The sequence below is a fragment of the Vibrio ichthyoenteri ATCC 700023 genome (assembly GCF_000222605.1).
GTDB lineage: Bacteria > Pseudomonadota > Gammaproteobacteria > Enterobacterales > Vibrionaceae > Vibrio > Vibrio ichthyoenteri.
In genome coordinates, this window is the sequence record NZ_AFWF01000149.1 from 1 (window position 1) to 18,500 (window position 18,500).

Annotated in this window: 14 protein-coding genes; 2 read left to right on the top strand and 12 right to left on the bottom strand. The window is 42.8% G+C overall.

The features are described from left to right. Positions 1–274: 274 nt before the first annotated feature. The 3 genes from RH85_RS23455 to matP form a co-directional block, all read right to left on the bottom strand. Positions 275–520, bottom strand: coding sequence for a DUF3693 domain-containing protein (locus RH85_RS23455; RefSeq protein ID WP_420895802.1), 246 nt, complete (start codon positions 518–520; stop codon positions 275–277). 752 nt (positions 521–1,272) lie between these two features. After that, positions 1,273–1,581 carry a DUF3634 family protein gene (locus tag RH85_RS10760; protein ID WP_006712265.1) on the bottom strand — a complete coding sequence of 103 codons (309 nt, stop codon included), beginning with the start codon at positions 1,579–1,581 and terminating at the stop codon, positions 1,273–1,275. A 13-nt stretch (positions 1,582–1,594) separates the two neighbouring features. After that, on the bottom strand, positions 1,595–2,044 hold the full coding sequence (gene matP, locus RH85_RS10765; RefSeq protein WP_006712266.1) for a macrodomain Ter protein MatP: 450 nt from the start codon (positions 2,042–2,044) through the stop codon (positions 1,595–1,597). A gap of 185 nt (positions 2,045–2,229) precedes the next feature. Here matP and RH85_RS10770 point away from each other — a divergent pair, with 185 nt between their 5' ends. Both RH85_RS10770 and fabA read left to right on the top strand, forming a co-directional pair. Further along, positions 2,230–3,873 (top strand): S16 family serine protease, encoded by a 1,644-nt coding sequence (locus RH85_RS10770; protein ID WP_174269575.1) that lies wholly within the window; start codon positions 2,230–2,232, stop codon positions 3,871–3,873. 70 nt (positions 3,874–3,943) lie between these two features. Continuing rightward, entirely contained in the window at positions 3,944–4,462 is a 519-nt protein-coding gene (gene fabA, locus RH85_RS10775) for a bifunctional 3-hydroxydecanoyl-ACP dehydratase/trans-2-decenoyl-ACP isomerase (protein ID WP_005597411.1), read from the top strand. A gap of 129 nt (positions 4,463–4,591) precedes the next feature. Here the strand turns inward: fabA and rmf are convergent, their stop codons facing one another. The 9 genes from rmf to RH85_RS22305 all read right to left on the bottom strand — a co-directional run bounded on the left by rmf (position 4,592) and on the right by RH85_RS22305 (position 18,434). After that, on the bottom strand, positions 4,592–4,765 hold the full coding sequence (gene rmf, locus RH85_RS10780; protein WP_005597413.1) for a ribosome modulation factor: 174 nt from the start codon (positions 4,763–4,765) through the stop codon (positions 4,592–4,594). A gap of 168 nt (positions 4,766–4,933) precedes the next feature. After that, positions 4,934–6,571, bottom strand: a complete 1,638-nt coding sequence (locus RH85_RS10785; RefSeq protein WP_006712268.1) for a DUF3466 family protein — start codon at positions 6,569–6,571, stop codon at positions 4,934–4,936. 7 nt (positions 6,572–6,578) lie between these two features. Further along, a complete protein-coding gene (locus RH85_RS10790) occupies positions 6,579–8,495 on the bottom strand; it encodes an ABC transporter ATP-binding protein (protein ID WP_006712269.1) in 1,917 nt (638 codons plus the stop codon). Then, complete coding sequence (locus tag RH85_RS10795; protein WP_083824868.1) at positions 8,473–8,709, bottom strand: glutaredoxin family protein; 237 nt, start codon at positions 8,707–8,709, stop codon at positions 8,473–8,475. Before RH85_RS10795 ends, RH85_RS10790 begins: the two co-directional genes overlap by 23 nt. A gap of 18 nt (positions 8,710–8,727) precedes the next feature. Continuing rightward, entirely contained in the window at positions 8,728–10,854 is a 2,127-nt protein-coding gene (rlmKL, locus tag RH85_RS10800; protein WP_006712271.1) for a bifunctional 23S rRNA (guanine(2069)-N(7))-methyltransferase RlmK/23S rRNA (guanine(2445)-N(2))-methyltransferase RlmL, read from the bottom strand. Between the two features lie 516 nt (positions 10,855–11,370). Next, entirely contained in the window at positions 11,371–11,916 is a 546-nt protein-coding gene (locus RH85_RS10805) for a cell division protein ZapC domain-containing protein (RefSeq protein ID WP_039948965.1), read from the bottom strand. Between the two features lie 169 nt (positions 11,917–12,085). Beyond that, on the bottom strand, positions 12,086–13,096 hold the full coding sequence (gene pyrD / locus RH85_RS10810) for a quinone-dependent dihydroorotate dehydrogenase (RefSeq protein WP_006712273.1): 1,011 nt from the start codon (positions 13,094–13,096) through the stop codon (positions 12,086–12,088). Between the two features lie 46 nt (positions 13,097–13,142). Beyond that, on the bottom strand, positions 13,143–17,984 hold the full coding sequence (locus RH85_RS10815; RefSeq protein WP_006712274.1) for an NAD-glutamate dehydrogenase: 4,842 nt from the start codon (positions 17,982–17,984) through the stop codon (positions 13,143–13,145). A 231-nt stretch (positions 17,985–18,215) separates the two neighbouring features. After that, positions 18,216–18,434 carry a DUF2835 domain-containing protein gene (locus RH85_RS22305; protein WP_006712275.1) on the bottom strand — a complete coding sequence of 73 codons (219 nt, stop codon included), beginning with the start codon at positions 18,432–18,434 and terminating at the stop codon, positions 18,216–18,218. Positions 18,435–18,500 lie beyond the last annotated feature (66 nt).

Consider the following 18,500-nt stretch of genomic DNA (forward strand, 5'->3'; position numbering starts at 1 on the left):
CAACTTTGGAAACGTGTCTTTCTAAGCTAGAAAGCGTATTGCCTGAATCTGCATTAAAAGTATGTTTAATTAGAGTCAATGCTGCACACGTTTCTTTCCAGCGCTTTTCTGTTTCGCTAGAACCATAGTAGTTGTTAAGAATAGCTGTGAATTCTAAATCATTTTGATTCGACAATTTTATTCTCCCTTTGTTAAATGTCATAATCAGAAATGGGGATTCTGTATAAAAAAACAAGGGTAATTAGTTGCTTAGTGTCGCATTACACAATTTATATTAAATGAGCCATCCGGCTGTGGCCAGTGCTGGCGCAATGGTACTGACCACCACGCTTTCAACATAAATCCAATTACATAATGCGCACTGAGCTAGCGCTTCTTTAGGGGTGTAAAACACCAACACTAATACGCCGCTAGCCATTGATATGCTTGATAATCCTAGTCCGTTGAACTTCTTGGCAATCCTTTCCCAGTGAGCTTTCATACTAGGATTATTGTTGCGGTCTGCATGACAACCCAGCAATGCAATCTTTGGATTGCTACTTTAGATGTTAAGGACATCATTTCTTTGTGCAACGTTGCTAATGCCTTACGCATCTTGCTTACTTTGTTTGGTAATCATGCCCAACTTATTGTCTTGTTTGTGGTTGAGCGTTTTTAGGAAACGATTAGTCGTTTAATCGTTCGTGTCGATCATTTCCATTTCAAACATTTTAACGTTGTTTGTTATTCACTTACCTTGAATCCGCGATGCTCAATCTCATCCGTACGTTGTATCGCTATTCACACTGGATGCACTAATCTCAACTTGTTTGGTTAGTCGATCAAAAGAGCTTTCACAAGCATGGTTAGATTACTGTTATCTCACATGATGCTCTATGCGGCTGACCGTTATCGTTGCTGATGGTAATTCTGCGATATGGTTTGTCGACTTAGTGGTTTTAGTCATTCAATAACGTCAAACGTTAGTTGATTTAAGTTCATCTTGTAATTGAGCTTTTGTAAAACAATCAGAGTTATTATTCCTTTTGTTCTAGGTTGATAAAAGAATTACGTTGTCACGTTTGGTTGTTTTTGCTATTAGAATCAAAATAGATAATGGCAGATGTATTTAAGAGAAAGCACTACTATCGCGATGTTCAATAGGCAGGGAGTTTGGAAGAGTTAAAATGAAGTTAATTACGCACCATATTTAACATAAAATTAAGCGCAATGGATTTTAATGGTGCGTCACTTGATTGATTTGTCGTGAAAAACGCCAGTATTGAGTCGAAATCAGGCTTTTTTGTTCCCTTTTGGTGCAAAGCCTTGATGAGGAAATACATTGCGAATTCTTTGTTGTACTTTTTTCGGTACTGATTTAGAAAACGTTAATTTGTGGCCTGAGCGTTGACGGTAAACTTTCAGTTCGCCATCAAATGGCAGCTTTTCCGCTATTTCTACTACATTATGATGAAACTTAGCGGGAAAATGACCTTTGGATTTCTCTATATGCCCCGATTTAAACGTGACTTTAAGTATTGGTCGATCAAATGCGACTAGCCAAAAAATGATAATAGCAGCAAGAATAACGACGTATACCATTGGCTACACTCCTCTAATCTGACAGTAATTTACTTAGATCTTGTTTCAAACTTGAAACTGTTTGTGACGCTTTTTCGCTGCGCGATGCTTCAGACAGAAGGTATTCAATAGCATCTGATAATGTACAACCTAGTTCGCCAGCTCGATAAGATAACTTTTCCCACACACGATAATCTAAATCAATCGATTTTTTCTTAGTGTGGATCTGTTCTGCATTGAAGTGACGTTTTCTCTTCGCGCGAATGGCTTGTTTTAGCTTATTGTCGAGATCAACAGCCATGTTCTCTTCAATCCACTCGAGCACTTTTGTCGGTTCGTGTTCAAGTTGACGTAACTCTTCGACAGCGTGTTTATCTTCACTACTATCTATGTGGCGAGTGATCTTGTCCCCATCCTTCCATTTTTTGATGAGGTACTTCCATTTCCAGCCACATTCTAAGTTTTCAAGTTGTTGATATTTCATTTTTAATCATCCAATCACGCTATGGGTGACAGCGTAACCCATAGCGTTAAGAGACTCAATCCCGAAGTGTATAAATATCGACTCAGATCTTGTAATGCGTAAGCTCAATAATATGAGTAATCGCTATAACCTAAACGCCTTTTTCTATATACTTTGTTTCCTTTCCAAGTAACTGAATGTACCGAATGATCCAAGAAAATTGGCAAGCCGTCACGCCACAGTATAGTGAATATAACGTCTTCATCGAGAACATGGCTTCTCTACCTCTCATTAGCCTTGGTCAAGTGCAGCCTCGACTGTCACAAACCATAGCAACGTTCACTCGGTTACCTGGTTTAAATCGATTATTGGTTCTCAACGTTCCAGATAACTCTTTCTATCGCGAACAAATCCAAAAAATTGTATTAACTAAAACGAATAAAACCGTTTTGGTAACCGAATCACTTGATTGTAAAGCGTTGTTTGGGTCCTACACTGCCGATCATGACGGTAAGATTATTGTTCACAAGCAAGGCTTACTTGAAAAGGCCGCTGATGGCTTTTTGATTTTGCCAATCAATGCGCTGTTAGCCAATCCAGCAAGCTGGCCCGCTTTGAGAGCTGCTTTGCTCGCAAATAATGCGCAGGCGATTAACTCAAACCCAACCAAGCCGGCTATTAATGAGCCAAGCTACCAAACCAATTGCAAAATTATTCTTACCGGTGATCGAGCACAAATCGCCGATTTCGAATACTTAGAGCCTGAGCTTTATTCCGGTTTAGCTCTTTATAGTGAACTTGAACTCGAGATTGGCCTCAGTACTGAAACCATCGAATCTTATTTGGGCCATCTAAATTGGATTGCTGATCAATTTAACTTCCCTACGCTCACTTCCGATGCCATCCATCGTTTAATGACTGCAGGCGCCCGCTTTACAGAAGATCAACGATACATGCCACTTGATATCATGTGGTACCTCGCTCTTTTCCATGAAGCAAGCCTAGACACGACAACTGAACAACTTGACGAATCCGATATCGATCGCGCATTTGAATCCAAATACTATCGTGAAGCTTATCTACCAGAACGTGCTCGTTCTGACATTCTCGATGGCCAAGTCATTATTGAGACACAAGGTGAATGTGTTGGCCAGGTTAACGGTCTCACAGTAATTGATATTCCAGGTCACCCGCTATCGTATGGTGAGCCTGCGCGTATTTCTTGTGTGATTCACTTTGGTGATGGTGATATTTCTGACGTAGAGCGCAAAGCAGAACTTGGCGGTAATCTTCATGCGAAAGGCATGATGATTATGCAAGCTTTCGTTGCCAGTGCGTTGAAACTTGAAGAACCCCTGCCTTACTCAGCGTCAGTGGTGTTTGAGCAATCTTATTGTGAAGTTGATGGTGACAGTGCAACGCTTGCTGAATTGTGTTCATTTGTGAGTGCGTTATCGGAGTATCCAATCAATCAACAGATTGCCGTCACCGGCGCAGTCGATCAGTTTGGTAAAGTGCAAGCGGTTGGCGGCTTAAATGAGAAGATTGAAGGTTTCTACCATGTCTGTAAACACCAAGGTTTTACGGGTAACCAAGGGGTTATTTTACCTAAAACTAATTTAAAACACCTAGCGCTTCACAAAGATGTAGTCGATAGCATTAAGAATAATGAATTTCATATATGGTCGGTTGAAACCGTTGACCAAGCTATTCCAATCATTATGGGTAAACCATTCCGCGGTGACGATGAAGAAAGTGTCATCAGCATGATTGCGCAACGTATTGAAAACTTTGAAAGAGATGTTCACCCTATTTCGCTATTAGAACGTGTAAAGAACTGGTTTGCTTAGTACTGATCGGACTTGTTTGGCGTACACGTGTTCTCTAATATGCAGATATCAAAAATTGGAGTAATTGATAATGCAAAACAAACGTGAATCGTACAATCGCGAAGATCTTCTAGCGTCTAGTCAAGGAACGCTATTTGGTGAAGGCTATCCACAACTACCAGCACCAAATATGCTGATGATGGATCGCATCGCAAAGATGTCTGAGACCGAAGGTGATTTTGGTAAAGGCTTGATCTTAGCAGAGCTCGATATCACTCCAGATTTGTGGTTCTTTGATTGCCACTTCCCGGGTGACCCAGTAATGCCGGGTTGTCTTGGTTTGGATGCGATGTGGCAACTTGTTGGTTTTTACCTTGGTTGGGTTGGCGGCAAAGGAAAAGGTCGGGCACTGGGTGTAGGCGAAGTGAAATTTACTGGCCAAATATTACCAACAGCGAAGAAAGTAACTTATGAGATCCATATGAAGCGCGTTGTTAACCGTCGTCTGGTAATGGGCCTTGCTGATGGTCGTGTACTGGTAGATGGTAAAGAAATCTACGTTGCTAAAGATTTAAAAGTCGGTCTTTTCCAAGATACGTCTGCATTCTAGCGATGTTATTGAAACGGCTCTATTGAGTCGTTTTTTTGTTGTCGAAAAATTTAGTTATAGTGCATTAGGTGTGATGTATAAAGCCCCTTTCGGGGCTTAGTTCCTTATTCTGTATGTAGAAGAGAGAGTCTATTTATATAAGCCAGACATTTTGTCGTCTCTGGCGTCACGCCAACCACCAAGCCAATAAGAGCGAGCATCCATCTGCTGATACGGACAGTTTTCCGTAGAACGGCCATTTAGGCCAGCTTTGTATCCTTGAGATTGCGCTCGTTCTAGGCGGTCACGCTTTTGTCTCTTCATAGTGTCGTCCTCATACAATTTCGGTGTGTCTAACGTACTACTACTAACTTTGTGTGGCATTTCGGTTACGCCACTATTAAAGAATCGATCAAAAAGCTGGCTTTCTCAAGGTATAAAAAAAGCACAGGTCCAAATATGTGAACCTGTGCCCCTCATTTACAATTTTATCTACGCTTTTCTGCGAAAACCTAACAGAGTTAACAGACCAAGAGCAAGCCAACCTAGTGAAGCGCCCTGACGTTCAACAGAGCCAGATTCACTGTTTGAACGATAGTCGCGAGTGGTGATTGAACGTTGAGATTCATTCGCAATCGGGATCATTTTTACCGCAACCACAGTCTCAACACCAATATCACCACCTTTACAAAGAGAGTCGATTTCAGTTGTATCATAGCCCCCTTCACATTTCAGTGCTGTGGCTGAAATGATGCCGGCATCGTTAATATCACTTGCATCAATGATACGAAATTCATTATTTGCGTTGATACCGTTAGTTAAGTCGTCAAGCAGCCATGAGCGGTTTTGGAAGATTTGAGAACGGCGTGACTCGGTTCCGTCCACATTTAGTGGGTAGATAAAACCTCGCTTCGGCCTTGGCGTTCCGTCGATTTCACGACCTCTGGTCATATCGACACTACCGACAACTTCATTGAAATTATTTATTGCACCAATCGTACCACCCGCGTCATTAGCAAATACACCGTCTGAAAAGTAAGTCGCTGATGGGCTTGCGACATTACTGACATAAAATAGTCGATTGGCCGCTGAACCATTGGCAGGATTTGACTTGGAAAGCTTAGCGCTACCGACGGCTATTTTATTTTTATTGATAGACGACACAACAGAGTTGGTGAAGATATAATCAGAGCCACCGTTAGCACCTGAAACTTGAGTGCTCGATAACCCAGCTAAGTTCGCTGTATCCCCCTTGAAAACTGTCGCATCCATACGCTGATCTGAATAGGTGTTATAACCAACCCCATAAAACTCAGTGCCATTGATATAAAAGTCACGAATACTTGCCTGGCTTAACCGATTGTCGGATATATCATCCCCGCCATTGGCAAAATTTAGCTCATAAGCAGATGAGCCATGCCAAATAACAGCTTTAGAATAAAACCAAGTACCTTCATCGTTTCCTTTTTCTCTAGAAACGCTTCCTACTGTATAAGCACCATCCGTTTTCCATGCATGAGTCGCAACAATCGCAGGACTAGCCCCCAAACCAGTTAATATTACGCTCGAAAATGCTTGATTACGTAAAGTACCAACACGTTTATTACCAACCGGCTCGCCAGTAGGCGCTATGCTATTAATAACTGCATTTGTGTCCGAAACCCACGGACTTCCTTCAACGAAAGCTCGAGAATTTGGTACACTACCATCATCCTTGGCATAGCCCGCATACTGTTTTTGTGCCCAAGTATCACAAATAGCGTAGCCAAGTTGGCCATCACAGTAATTTTCAAATTCTGTTTGATCATAAGGAGAATAATCAAAACCATTGTCCATCGCGAAAGGGACTTCTTCACGGTAACTAAGGCCTGCTGGCCAATTGCGCGTTTCAGCAGAAATTTTAGAATCCGGACAAGAATAAGTATTATCGAAACAACCAAGTGGGTTACCACCAGGAACCGTTACAGATTCAACGGAAGTACCATGATACTCGGTTTTATACCCACCCAATCCATAAGCGTCTGTTACTGATTCGTTAATCTCAACGACGTTATACAAAGCTGCTTGTGCGCCAAAAGATGCCGCGATGGTCGCGGCAATGGCTGAAATTTTAAATACGTTACTTCTCATGTAAATCTTAACTTTCCTGTTGCATTGCTTCGAGCTCTTCCCATCGTTCGAAAGCAACTTCAAGCTCCTGCTCTAATGCAGCGAGCTTATCTAATACTGTTTGAGTTTGCTCAACGGGCTGCGAGAAAAAGTCACTGCTGTTCACCGTCTGTTGCATCTGCTCAATCTCTTCTTCCAACTGCTCAAGCGTTGCTGGCAGAGTTTCAAGTTCGCGCTGTAGTTTATAGGATAACTTCTTCGGCTTAGCCGTTACAGGTGCGGATTTGAGACTTGCCTCAACTACCGGCTTTGCTTTTGCTGGTTTTTCAGGCGTTCGTGATTTCAAAACTTGTGAACGTTGTTGCTGCGCATCATGGTAGCCGCCGACAAATTCTTCAATTTTACCTTCGCCTTCAAAAATCCAACTGGTCATTACTGTATTGTCGACGAACTGACGATCGTGACTCACTAACAATAAAGTCCCCTGATAGTTGGCAAGTAAATCTTCTAAAAGTTCCAATGTTTCGATATCTAAATCGTTGGTTGGCTCATCAAGAATCAGCAAGTTGTTCGGCTTTAGGAAGATACGAGCCAATAATAAGCGGTTTTTCTCACCACCTGACAAGGCTTTAACGGGTGTACGAGCACGATGCGGTGCAAATAGGAAATCTTGTAAATAGCTAAGAGCATGACGAGGCTTGCCGTTTACCATCACCTCTTGTTTGCCGTCAGCAAGGTTATCAATCACCGATTTTTCAGGGTCAAGAATTTCACGATATTGGTCAAAGTATGCCACTTCCAGCTTAGTACCGCAGTGTAGACGACCTGAATCTGCTTCAAGATTACCCAGTAGTAACTTCAATAGTGTACTTTTGCCACAGCCGTTTGCGCCAATAAGGGCAATACGGTCGCCACGCATAATATTGAAAGAGAAATCCGAAACGATCTGCTTACCTTCAATGGCGTAATGCAAGTTTTCCGCTTCGAAAACGATCTTGCCTGAACGGCTTGCATCATCAATTTGAATAATAGCTTTGCCCTGCACTTCACGTCGGTTTGAACGCTCTTCACGTAGTGCTTTCAGTGCGCGGACGCGGCCTTCGTTACGAGTACGACGGGCTTTGATACCTTGGCGAATCCACACTTCTTCTTGAGCAAGCTTCTTATCAAACTCGGCGTTTTGCATCTCTTGCACGCGCAACATCTCTTCTTTATCGACTAGATATTGATCGTAGTTACCTGGAAATGATGCCAGTTGACCACGGTCAAGATCGATAATACGTGTCGCCATCGATTTGATAAACGCGCGGTCGTGAGAAATAAAGATAATCGAACCACGGAAGTCTTTAAGGAAGTTTTCCAACCATTCAATTGTCGTTACATCCAAGTGGTTGGTTGGTTCGTCGAGAAGTAATACATCAGGGTCACGAACCAGCGCACGCGCTAGCGCCGCTTTGCGCTGCCAACCGCCGGATAAATCCGTTAGTTTGGTGTGAGCATCAAGCTTCAAGGACTCAAGTACGTTGTTGATACGATCTTCAAAACGCCACGCGTTTAAGTGATCAAGTTTCTCTTGAACACGAGACAGTTTATTAATGTTCTTTTCGCTTGGATCAACGGCGATCAAATCCAAAATATCATGGTATTGTTTTAAGAACTCACCCACTTCAGCCAAGCCACCAGAGACGTAATCGAATACTGTGCCTTCTTCGTTACGCGGTGGATCTTGTTCCAAGCGTGAAACAACCACATCTTGGGTAATGGTTAGTTTGCCATCATCCATCAATACATCGCCCGCAATCACCTTCATCAGAGTTGATTTACCAGCACCGTTTCGACCCACAAGACAGACGCGTTCGTTTTCTTGTAGAGCAAAATCTGCTTTATCGAGCAATGGGTGGTCGCCAAATGCTAGCGAGCCATTATTTATTGTAAGTAATGCCATTATTATCTAACCAATTTTGTAATTGTGGTGAATCGAAAGGCCAATTGAGTTCATTGCCTTGATAATTGAGGACGGGAATTGTGACCCCGTAACGAGAGAATAGCTCATCGTCAAATGCTATATCAACCACAGCAACTTCTAGTTTCAGTTGCTGTGTTAACGCGAATGCCATCTCGCAGAGATGGCATCCGTCTGTACTATAAAGTGTAATCAATCCCTTGCCCTTATAGTGTTAAACGTTTTTGTGCGTAACAAGCCAGCAGTTATGGATATGCTTATTACGAGAGAAGTCCAAAGGTAGAGTTTGCGATGAGATGTTCTTCGCTTCTAGCCCAAGCTCTTCAAGCTGTTCAAGATCCATTTTGAACTGACGTTTGTTATTCGAGAATACGATCGTGCCTTGTGGCTTAAGCAAACGCTTCAGGTTTTTCATTAACTGAATGTGGTCACGTTGAACATCAAACGATTGTTCCATACGTTTTGAGTTAGAGAACGTTGGTGGATCAATGAAGATAAGATCGTAACTGGTCGTTGCTTTTTCTAACCATTGTAGACAGTCAGCTTGAACATATTGATGCTGGCGACCACCTTGGCCGTTTAGCTGCATGTTCTCTTTCGCCCACTCTAGGTAGGTATTAGACATATCGACCGTGGTGGTTGAACGTGCACCGCCGTTCGCTGCGTGTACCGTCGCAGAACCAGTATAAGCAAACAGGTTAAGTAAATCTTTACCTGCTGCCATTTCACCTAGGCGACGACGCGTTAATTTGTGATCCAAGAACAAACCGGTATCAAGGTAATCGTGTAGGTTAACGATAAGCTTCGCACCGTACTCGTTTACTTGCAGCTTTTCAGACTGCTGAGACAGTTTTTGATACTGTGAGCGACCCTTCTGCTTCTCGCGCGTTTTTAGTACCACTTTGTTCGCATTGGTACCAGTCACTTGGATTGATGCACGAATGATATCCGTCAGGCGACGTTTCGCTTTTTCTTCAGGAACATCTTTTGGCGCCGCGTACTCTTGAATAACCAGTTGGTCAAGATAAACATCAATCGCTACATTGTATTCAGGTAAATCGGCATCATAGATACGGTAGCAATCTAACTCTTCTTTACGTGCCCACTTCGCAATTTTGCCAATGTTCTTTTTCAGACGGTTCGCAAAATCTGGTGCAATCACAGTTTCAGTGACATTGTCACTACCCGCTTCGACCACGCGAGCAGAGATTTGGTAGTTCTTTTGGTGACACGGTAACGCACCGTTATTCAATTTGAACTGTTTATCTGCACGCATACGTAGGCAGCTTAACAACTCATCAGAACCAGAGAAAATCGATGCTTGGCAGCCGCCAAACTCAGATTTAAGCTGAGCACCAAACGCTGTATATAATGCAATCAGACCAGGATGAGTGCCCAAACGCTCACCGTAAGGTGGGTTACACACAATCACACCTTCACCAAACTCTTGAGGCTTCTTAAGCAGTGCAGCATCGCCTAGCTCAAACGTTACAATATCGGCAACGCCTGCGCGACGAGCGTTGTCGCGAGCGGTTTTTAGTACGCGCTCATCGTTATCAAAGCCGAAGAATTTAGTGTCAAGTTTATTGACGCCACGTCGAGCTTGTACGCTTGCTTCAGATTTAAGCTCCATCCAGATATCAGAATCGAAATCTTCTAATGATTCAAAACCCCAAGTCTTACGGAGCACACCTGGCGCCATATTGGCAGCCATCATAGCCGCTTCGATAACTAATGTGCCTGAACCACACATTGGGTCGAGGAAGTTCTTACTGGCATTCCAGCCGCTACGCAAGATAACCGCCGCTGCTAACGTTTCACGCAAAGGTGCGCGACCCGCTTCTTCACGGTAGCCACGTTGGTGCAGACCGCGCCCAACCATATCGATACCAAGAATCGCTTTATCTTTGTGAAGACGAACGTGAATACGAAGATCCGCAAGATCTTTACTGATCGACGGTCTTGGAAGGCTCTTCTTAGTAAAGCAATCCACTATCGCATCTTTTACTTTCATTGCGCCGTATTGGCTGTTGCGGATTTCATTGTTGGTACCGTTGAAATCAACCACCAATTTTTTGGAGCTATGGAAATGGTTTACCCAGTTCACTGCAGACGCAGCTAGGTACAAGTCCATGTCATCCTGACAGGTAAATTCAGACAAAATACGGACAAAACGCGACGCAAGGCGACTCCACAAACAACAACGGTAGATCTGCTCGTTGGTTGCTTTGAATCTCACCCCAGCCTGCACTGGTTTTGCATTGGTTATGCCTAGTTTTGTTAGTTCTTCTACCAACAGGTTTTCTAACCCGTTTGAAGTTACCGCAAGATATTGATGCATAGTGTTCTAATGTTTGTTTGAAATGACCCCGCATTATACCCGACACAGCGCACATTTCGTTAATTGATTCGCACTTTTCTCGCCCAAATTTCATCAGACGCTCATCAATCCACCAGCGACGGTTAGAAACACCGATTTTAATCATAAATAACCAAAGACAAATCCAATACACCAAATTTCGGCGCTCGCAGCAGAAGTGAATGCTTATTCACTGCATTTTTGGACTATACCAGAGGTGTGTTTTGGCTGAAATTTAGTTACAGAAAGTGCCTAATTGAGGAATATTCATTTTTGACGGATGTTTGAGGTAATTATTCACTGCACAAAAAACGTCTAATTTGCTCAATATTTGGAAGCTTTATCACGGCTATGTTGCGGTGATGTCCCCTATTATTGAAAATAATTACCAAGGTTTTGGTTTTGTTAGGCATAAAAAAAGTCGGCACTTTGGCCGACTGGAAATGAAACTAAAGGAACGAAACTAAATATAAAGAGACAGACTATCTCTAAGAAAAGTTAACCCACGAGCCTCATCGGCTGAGTTAAAAACTGATGATTAATGATTTGCATCCGGTCATGCATGACTTTAATCGCTTCGCCATACTGAATGCATTTCACACCATTAAGGTTAAATTCGTCCAAATTAATTGACGCACACAGACTAGCAGACTCACCCACTTCCAGCACAATAAAGGCACCATGACCATGGCCATTTTCTAGCCTGACGAAGTCACCTTCACTTGGGATACAAGAACCGTCTGATAAGCTGTCAAAGAACCAACTTTTTGGTTGAACTGGTTTATGGAAGCGTTTAGCAGCGACGCAGTACAATGCCAGCTGTGCCTGCCTAGGTTCTGAAAGCTCTAAATGAGAAATTTGTTCTTTATAGGTTTGGTAAGCAGAGGCGTCATCAACTGAAAATTCATTGACCCCTACTGCACACTCAACAATAAGTTTACGAGAAAGGTTTGTTTTGAATACCATTTCATTGCCGAGATCGAGCATCAAGTGCTGATCAGCATCATCATAGTACCAAGTCCATTTGTCACTGGGTTTAAGCATCATTCCAATCTCTATGTTTGGGTTAATTTAGGTAAAACGCTTAATTACCTTCCAACATTTAGCCAAAGTGTATGCTTAGACAGAGAAAAAAAAGAGGAAATGATTTCTCACTTCCTCTTCGATTGAACTGATAACATTCAACAATTTATTGTGACGGCGTCACTAATCGCTAAATGTTTTTAACGATCTCTTTCACCAGACCTGGGCCATGGTAAATGAAGCCAGTATAAACTTGCACAAGTTGTGCACCTGTCATCATTTTCTCTTTGGCTGCAACATAAGAGTCAATACCACCAACCCCGATAATCGGTAGTTTGTCGCCTAGCTCTTGATGAAGACGGCGAACGACTTCGGTACTGCGTAATTGTACAGGTCGACCACTTAGCCCCCCTGCTTCATTCGCACTTTTCATACCTTCAACAATCGAACGATCTAATGTGGTATTTGTTGCTATCACACCATCAATACCATTCGCAATTAATGACTGACAAATTTGGCTGATTTCATCATCACTAAGGTCAGGTGCAATTTTTAATGCGAGCGGAACATATTTATCATGCTCTTTCGCTAGTTCAGCTTGTTTCTCTTTTAGGGAAGAAAGTAATTCATCTAATGCTTCACCATACTGTAGAGAACGAAGTCCCGGAGTATTTGGTGATGAGATATTTACCGCAATGTAACCTGCATATTGGTAAACCTTCTCCATACAGATCAAGTAATCTTCTGTGCCCTTTTCAATTGGCGTATCCTTGTTCTTGCCGATGTTAATGCCAAGTACGCAATCAAACTTTGCTTTCTTAACATTCTCAATCAGATTATCAACGCCTAGGTTATTAAAACCCATACGGTTAATAATACCTTCTGCATCAAGCAGACGGAAAAGACGAGGTTTATCATTACCAGATTGTGGACGCGGTGTTACCGTGCCAACTTCAATGAAGCCAAAGCCCATTGCATCGAATGCTTCAATACATTCGCCATTTTTATCCAGACCTGCCGCTAAACCCACCGGGTTGCGAAAAGTCAGTCCCATACATTCTACTGGACGGTGTGGAAGTTGTTGACGATAGAAAAGATCAAGTGGAGTGCCGTTGAAACGTTTGAAGTTTTCGATTGCAAGATCATGTGCCTTTTCGGCATCAAGTTGAAAAAAGCCAGTCCTGGCTAGACGGTAAAGCATTGTGCCTCCGAAAGAAAAAAGCCCCGTATAAACGGGGACTTATTATTTACTCATTTGAAGAACAATTCAAATTTAAAAGCACTAATTCCCGCAATGCGACCGAGAATTTTGCAAATTCATGCACTGAACCCACTTTAAACTCGTTCAAAATGTTCTCCCAACGATGTAAAGAGGTTTCATTGGTTGAAATCCAATCTTCTAACGCTTGAATCTCATCGAGATCTTGGGGATGACAGCCACAACTTAAAACTTGTCCCGTCAACTGACGTTGCTGCCAATCAAGATCTTCTCTAAACGCAGCGCGCGCGAGAGCTTGCCAATGATTATCAACCGCTTGGCCATTGATCTGCTTTAAGAACCAATGCAAAGACAATCTATCACCCAAGTTGAAATAAAGTTTTGCCGTTTGCTCGATTGAAATGCCTTTTTCACGAGATACTGTTGATATATCCAGTACTGAGTATAAGCTCGATAAACGGGCAACATAATTTGCAAGTTCAGCACTAATGCCCTGCTTAATCCACAGGTCGGCAATGTCATTATGTTCTTTCACTTCATTTTCAACCAATAAAGTATCAAGAGTCGCTTTGACTTTTTCTACATCCGCTTGATATAAGTTAATCAGCGCTGTGACCGATTGTTTGCCACTACGATTTCTAATTAGCCAACGTGATAAACGGCGTAGCGTACGTCGAACATAAAACATCATTTCATACTGCGCAGAGGTCGATGCGGTGTTATCTAATTCCCGCAGCTGTTTAAGAACTTGTTCTAAACCATATATCTCTCTGGAAGCGGCGTAAGCATTGGCAATATCAACCACATTTGCCCCCGTCTCTTCTTGCAAGCGAGTGACGAAATTACATCCCATCTCATTCACCATCTGATTAGCAAGACACGTAGCTATGATCTCACGGCGTAATGGATGATTGTTCATTGCGTTTAAATAGTTACGTCGTAACTTGGTTGGGAAGTATTGAACCAGTTGTTGAGCATGATATTCATCATTGGCGATATCTTCGTGCACCAATTCTTCCTTGAGTACCATCTTGCCATAAGCTATCAAGACGGAAAGCTCAGGGCGAGTTAAGGCAAATCCCTGTTTTTCACGTTCTAATAGCGTTTCATCATCGGGAATATACTCAAGGGCACGATCCAAATGGCCTGCTTTTTCTAAAGTATGGATAAAACGGATCTGCTCTTTAACCAACGATACGCCTTGATGCTCCGTGACTGAAATCGTTTCAGCTTGGCAGTAAGCATCATCTAAAACAATCTCACCAACTTCTTCTTCCATCGATTCCAAGATCGTATTGCGCTGTTTGATCGTCATATCTCCGTTGGCAACCAAACCATTCAAGAAGATCTTAATGTTGACTTCATTGTCCGAGCAATCAACACCACCGACATTATCGACGAAATCCGTATTCACCCGTCCACCAGCCAGAGCATATTCAATACGTCCCAACTGCGTCATACCTAGGTTACCGCCCTCACCGATAATTTTGGCTCGTAAATCTCGACCGTTGATGCGCAACATATCATTGGCGCGATCTCCGACATCCGTATGAGTCTCACTGCTGGATTTGACATAAGTACCGATCCCGCCATTCCATAAAAGATCGACCTTCATGGTTAAGATCATCTTAATCAGATCGTTTGGCGCTAATGAAGCCTTTTTAGTCCCAAGCAATTTTTGAATTTCAGGGGTTAAGCTGATCGATTTAGCACGACGAGAGAAAATACCGCCGCCCTTTGAAATAAGCTTAAGATTGTAATCTTCCCAGCTTGAGCGTGGCAGATTGAACAAACGTTCACGCTCTTGCCAACTTTCGGCTGCATCTGGCGTTGGGTCAATAAAAATATGCATATGGTTAAACGCAGCAACCATTTGGGTGTGTTTCGATAACAGCATACCATTACCAAACACATCACCTGCCATATCACCAATGCCAATAGCTGTGAAATCGGTGGTTTGACAGTTGATGCCCATTTCGCGGAAATGACGCTTTACTGATTCCCAACCACCTTTGGCCGTAATGCCCATCGCTTTATGGTCATAGCCGTTTGAGCCACCTGAAGCGAAGGCATCACCTAACCAGAAGTTATATTCAGCTGACACTGAATTCGCAAGATCTGAGAACGTCGCCGTCCCCTTATCCGCTGCGACCACCAAATAGGGATCATCTTCATCATGGCGAACAACATTGACCGGCGGAATCACTTCGCCTTCAATGATGTTATCCGACACATCCAACAGCGCTCGAATAAAACGTTTATAACAACGTTGCCCTTCAGCAAAGATCTCATCACGAGAAGTCAAATTCGGTTGACGCTTACAAACAAAACCACCTTTTGCACCCACAGGCACAATAACGGTATTTTTAACTTGTTGGGCTTTCACTAAGCCAAGAATTTCGGTACGGAAATCTTCTTGTCTATCAGACCAACGTAAACCACCACGTGCCACTTTTCCGCCTCGTAAATGCACACCTTCAATATCTGGCGCGTAAACGAAGATCTCAAATGCCGGCACAGGCTGTGGAATTTCAGGAATATCTCTTGGTTTCAGTTTCAAGGCTAACCAAGGTTTCGATTGCTTGTTATCATCCAATTGGTAGTAGTTGGTGCGCAGTGTTGCGGTGATCATTTCCATGTAGCGACGGATAATACGATCGTCATCTAGGCTTTCGACTAAATCAAGCTTCTCAGTGATCTTACTAATAATATCGGCTTGGCCTTTGTCGCTATTTTTCGCTTTTGGATCAAAACGTTTTTTAAATAGCTTCACTAGATCACTGGCAAGATCCGGATGATGAGTCAGGGTATCTTCTATGTATTGTTGACTGAATGGAAAACCGACCTGACGCATATAGCGTGCATAGGCGCGAAGAATTGAGATTTCTCTTCCCGTGAGTGAAGCGCCAAGTACCAAGTGATTAAAGCCATCGCTTTCTAAGTCGCCATGCCATACAGCAGAGAAAGCTTGTTGGAAGCGATCACGAGCTTCGCTTAGATCAACGCTCTTATCACTCTTATGCAACATGGAAAAATCTAAAATCCAATAAACTTGACCGTTGGCTTTTCTCACTTCATAAGGTGACTCTCCTATCACGCGCAAACCAAGGTTCTCCAACATCGGCATTACATCTGAAAGATGGATAGGTTCATCTCGATGATAGAGTTTCAAGCGTACTGCTTTAGAATCTTTGGCTAACTCTTGCGGGCGGTAAAATAGCATGCCCAATTTATGTTCGTCACTAAGCGACTCTAAACGCTCTATATCCGCGACTGATGATCCCGGCATAACATCTTCTTTGTACGAGCGTGGAAATGCTCGCATATAATCTTTGGAAAGCGGCAGTCCTTTACTCTCCCCAAAATTAGCGATGATCGCTTCAGATAAACGGTCATCCCAAGTTGAAGACGCTTCCATTAAATTCTGTTCTACCGTTTTGACATCAATATCCATATTGTTGTTATCTACACGAACGATATAGTGGGTTCTAGCAAGTGGGCTTTCAGAAAAATAAGTGGTGAATTCCACTTCCTGTTCGCAGCCAAAATACTGTTTGAAGATACGTTGAGTCTGACTACGCAACTCAGTGTTATAACGATCTTTCGCCACATACACCATGCAACTAAAGAAACGACCAAACGGATCGCGGCGAACAAACAAGCGCAGCATGTCGCGGTCTTGCATTTGCACCACGCCCATACCCACTTCGAGTAGTTCTTCTTCGCGCGCTTGCAGTAATTCATCACGCGGGTAGTTTTCTAATATATTGTGCAAAGCTTTATAGGAGTATGAACCTTGGCGATAGTTACTGGCGGCAAGGATACGTTCGACCTTTTCTCTGATCAGTGGAATACCAGCAACACTCTGATTATAAACGGCCGAAGTATAAAGACCGGTAAAGCGATGTTCGCCAATCACTTTGCCATCTTTATCAAATTTCTTAATGCCAATGTAGTCGGTATAAGCAGGACGGTGAATGCGTGAAGGCGTATTGCCTTTGGTAATGATCAGTAAAAATGCTTTCTGCGCTTCTAAGCGAGCAGAATCTGGAAAGTCAGAGAGCTTAACGCTGCGCACTCGACGCGAATTAGAGAACAATCCCAAACCTTTGTCTTTGGTTGGGCAAAGCTCAATCTCACCATTCTCATTGATCAGGTCATATTCCTTATACCCCATAAAGGTAAAGTTATGATCCCCTAGCCAACGCAGAAACTTAACTGTTTCCTCATAATGATCACGTTCGATCTCGATTTTGCCTTGCTGCTTTTCGACTTGGTCCGTGACGTGTTTTAGCTTGTCGACCATCGCTTTCCAGTCTGCAACAACCAGCCCGGTATCACTCAATATAGAAACAAGCTCGTTTTTCAACGAACTCATTGCGTCTTTATCGCTTAGACGATCAACTTCGATATGAAATAGAGAATACATCTCGCCTTCACCACTATTGATGCCGACGATTTCCCCGGCATCAGAATGACGTATTTGAGTTGGACCATGCAACATAAGATGGGAAGCGAGATCAAGACGGTTCAATGCCATCTTAACTGAGTCGACTAAAAACGGGCTATCCTTCACTACGATCTCAACGATGGTATGAGTCGATTTCCAACCTTGACGGCTGACTGTCGGATTGAATACTCGGACGGAAAACTCATTCGCCTGTTTGTCATTAATATGATGCCATAGGCTGACAACCGCACCATAAAGATCGGATTCGTTTCGCTCAATCAAATCGTCATGAGCAATATTGCTAAAAAGGTGTTGAGCAAGCTGGGTTACTAAAGGTCGCTGAGCAAGTTCGAGTTTGTCTTGAATTAGTTGATAAACTTTTTCAAGCAACACCGGCATTAAAGTGTCACGCGCGGTCATAATCACACTCCACTATTAGAATTGTATTTTGTAGGGATGTCGTAAAGCACCATTACTGTTTGAAAACTCGCTAGTTGAGCGTAGCTAGTTTAAGCATAGTGCGTTATGCGTTTGATGCCGTTTTATTGTATCGACATTGCTGTGGGAAGGTTAATGTTTTGTATTGCGAGGTGGGTGAAATGTTTAATAATGTGATTGTAGTTCTGTTTAAACTGCTAATAAATCAGCGCATCACAGAACTTCTAACTTAACAAACTTGTTATTTTGGTCAGTTGTTAACCTAAATCGACCTTTAAGCCCCAATTGAGTCAAAAAAGGCCTAAACCGAGTCGCCGGCAGTTGTAGGCGTAACCCGGTCTCCGTGACAACTAAAATAGATTGGGCAGCGCCATTGTAATGGGCCAAGTAAGTTTGATAAGAAATATCTAATCGAAAATGGTAATAATTCATACAACTGTATAAATAAACAGCACCACGTAAAAGTGGCACTGTTTGGTTATGCACTGTTCAATTTAC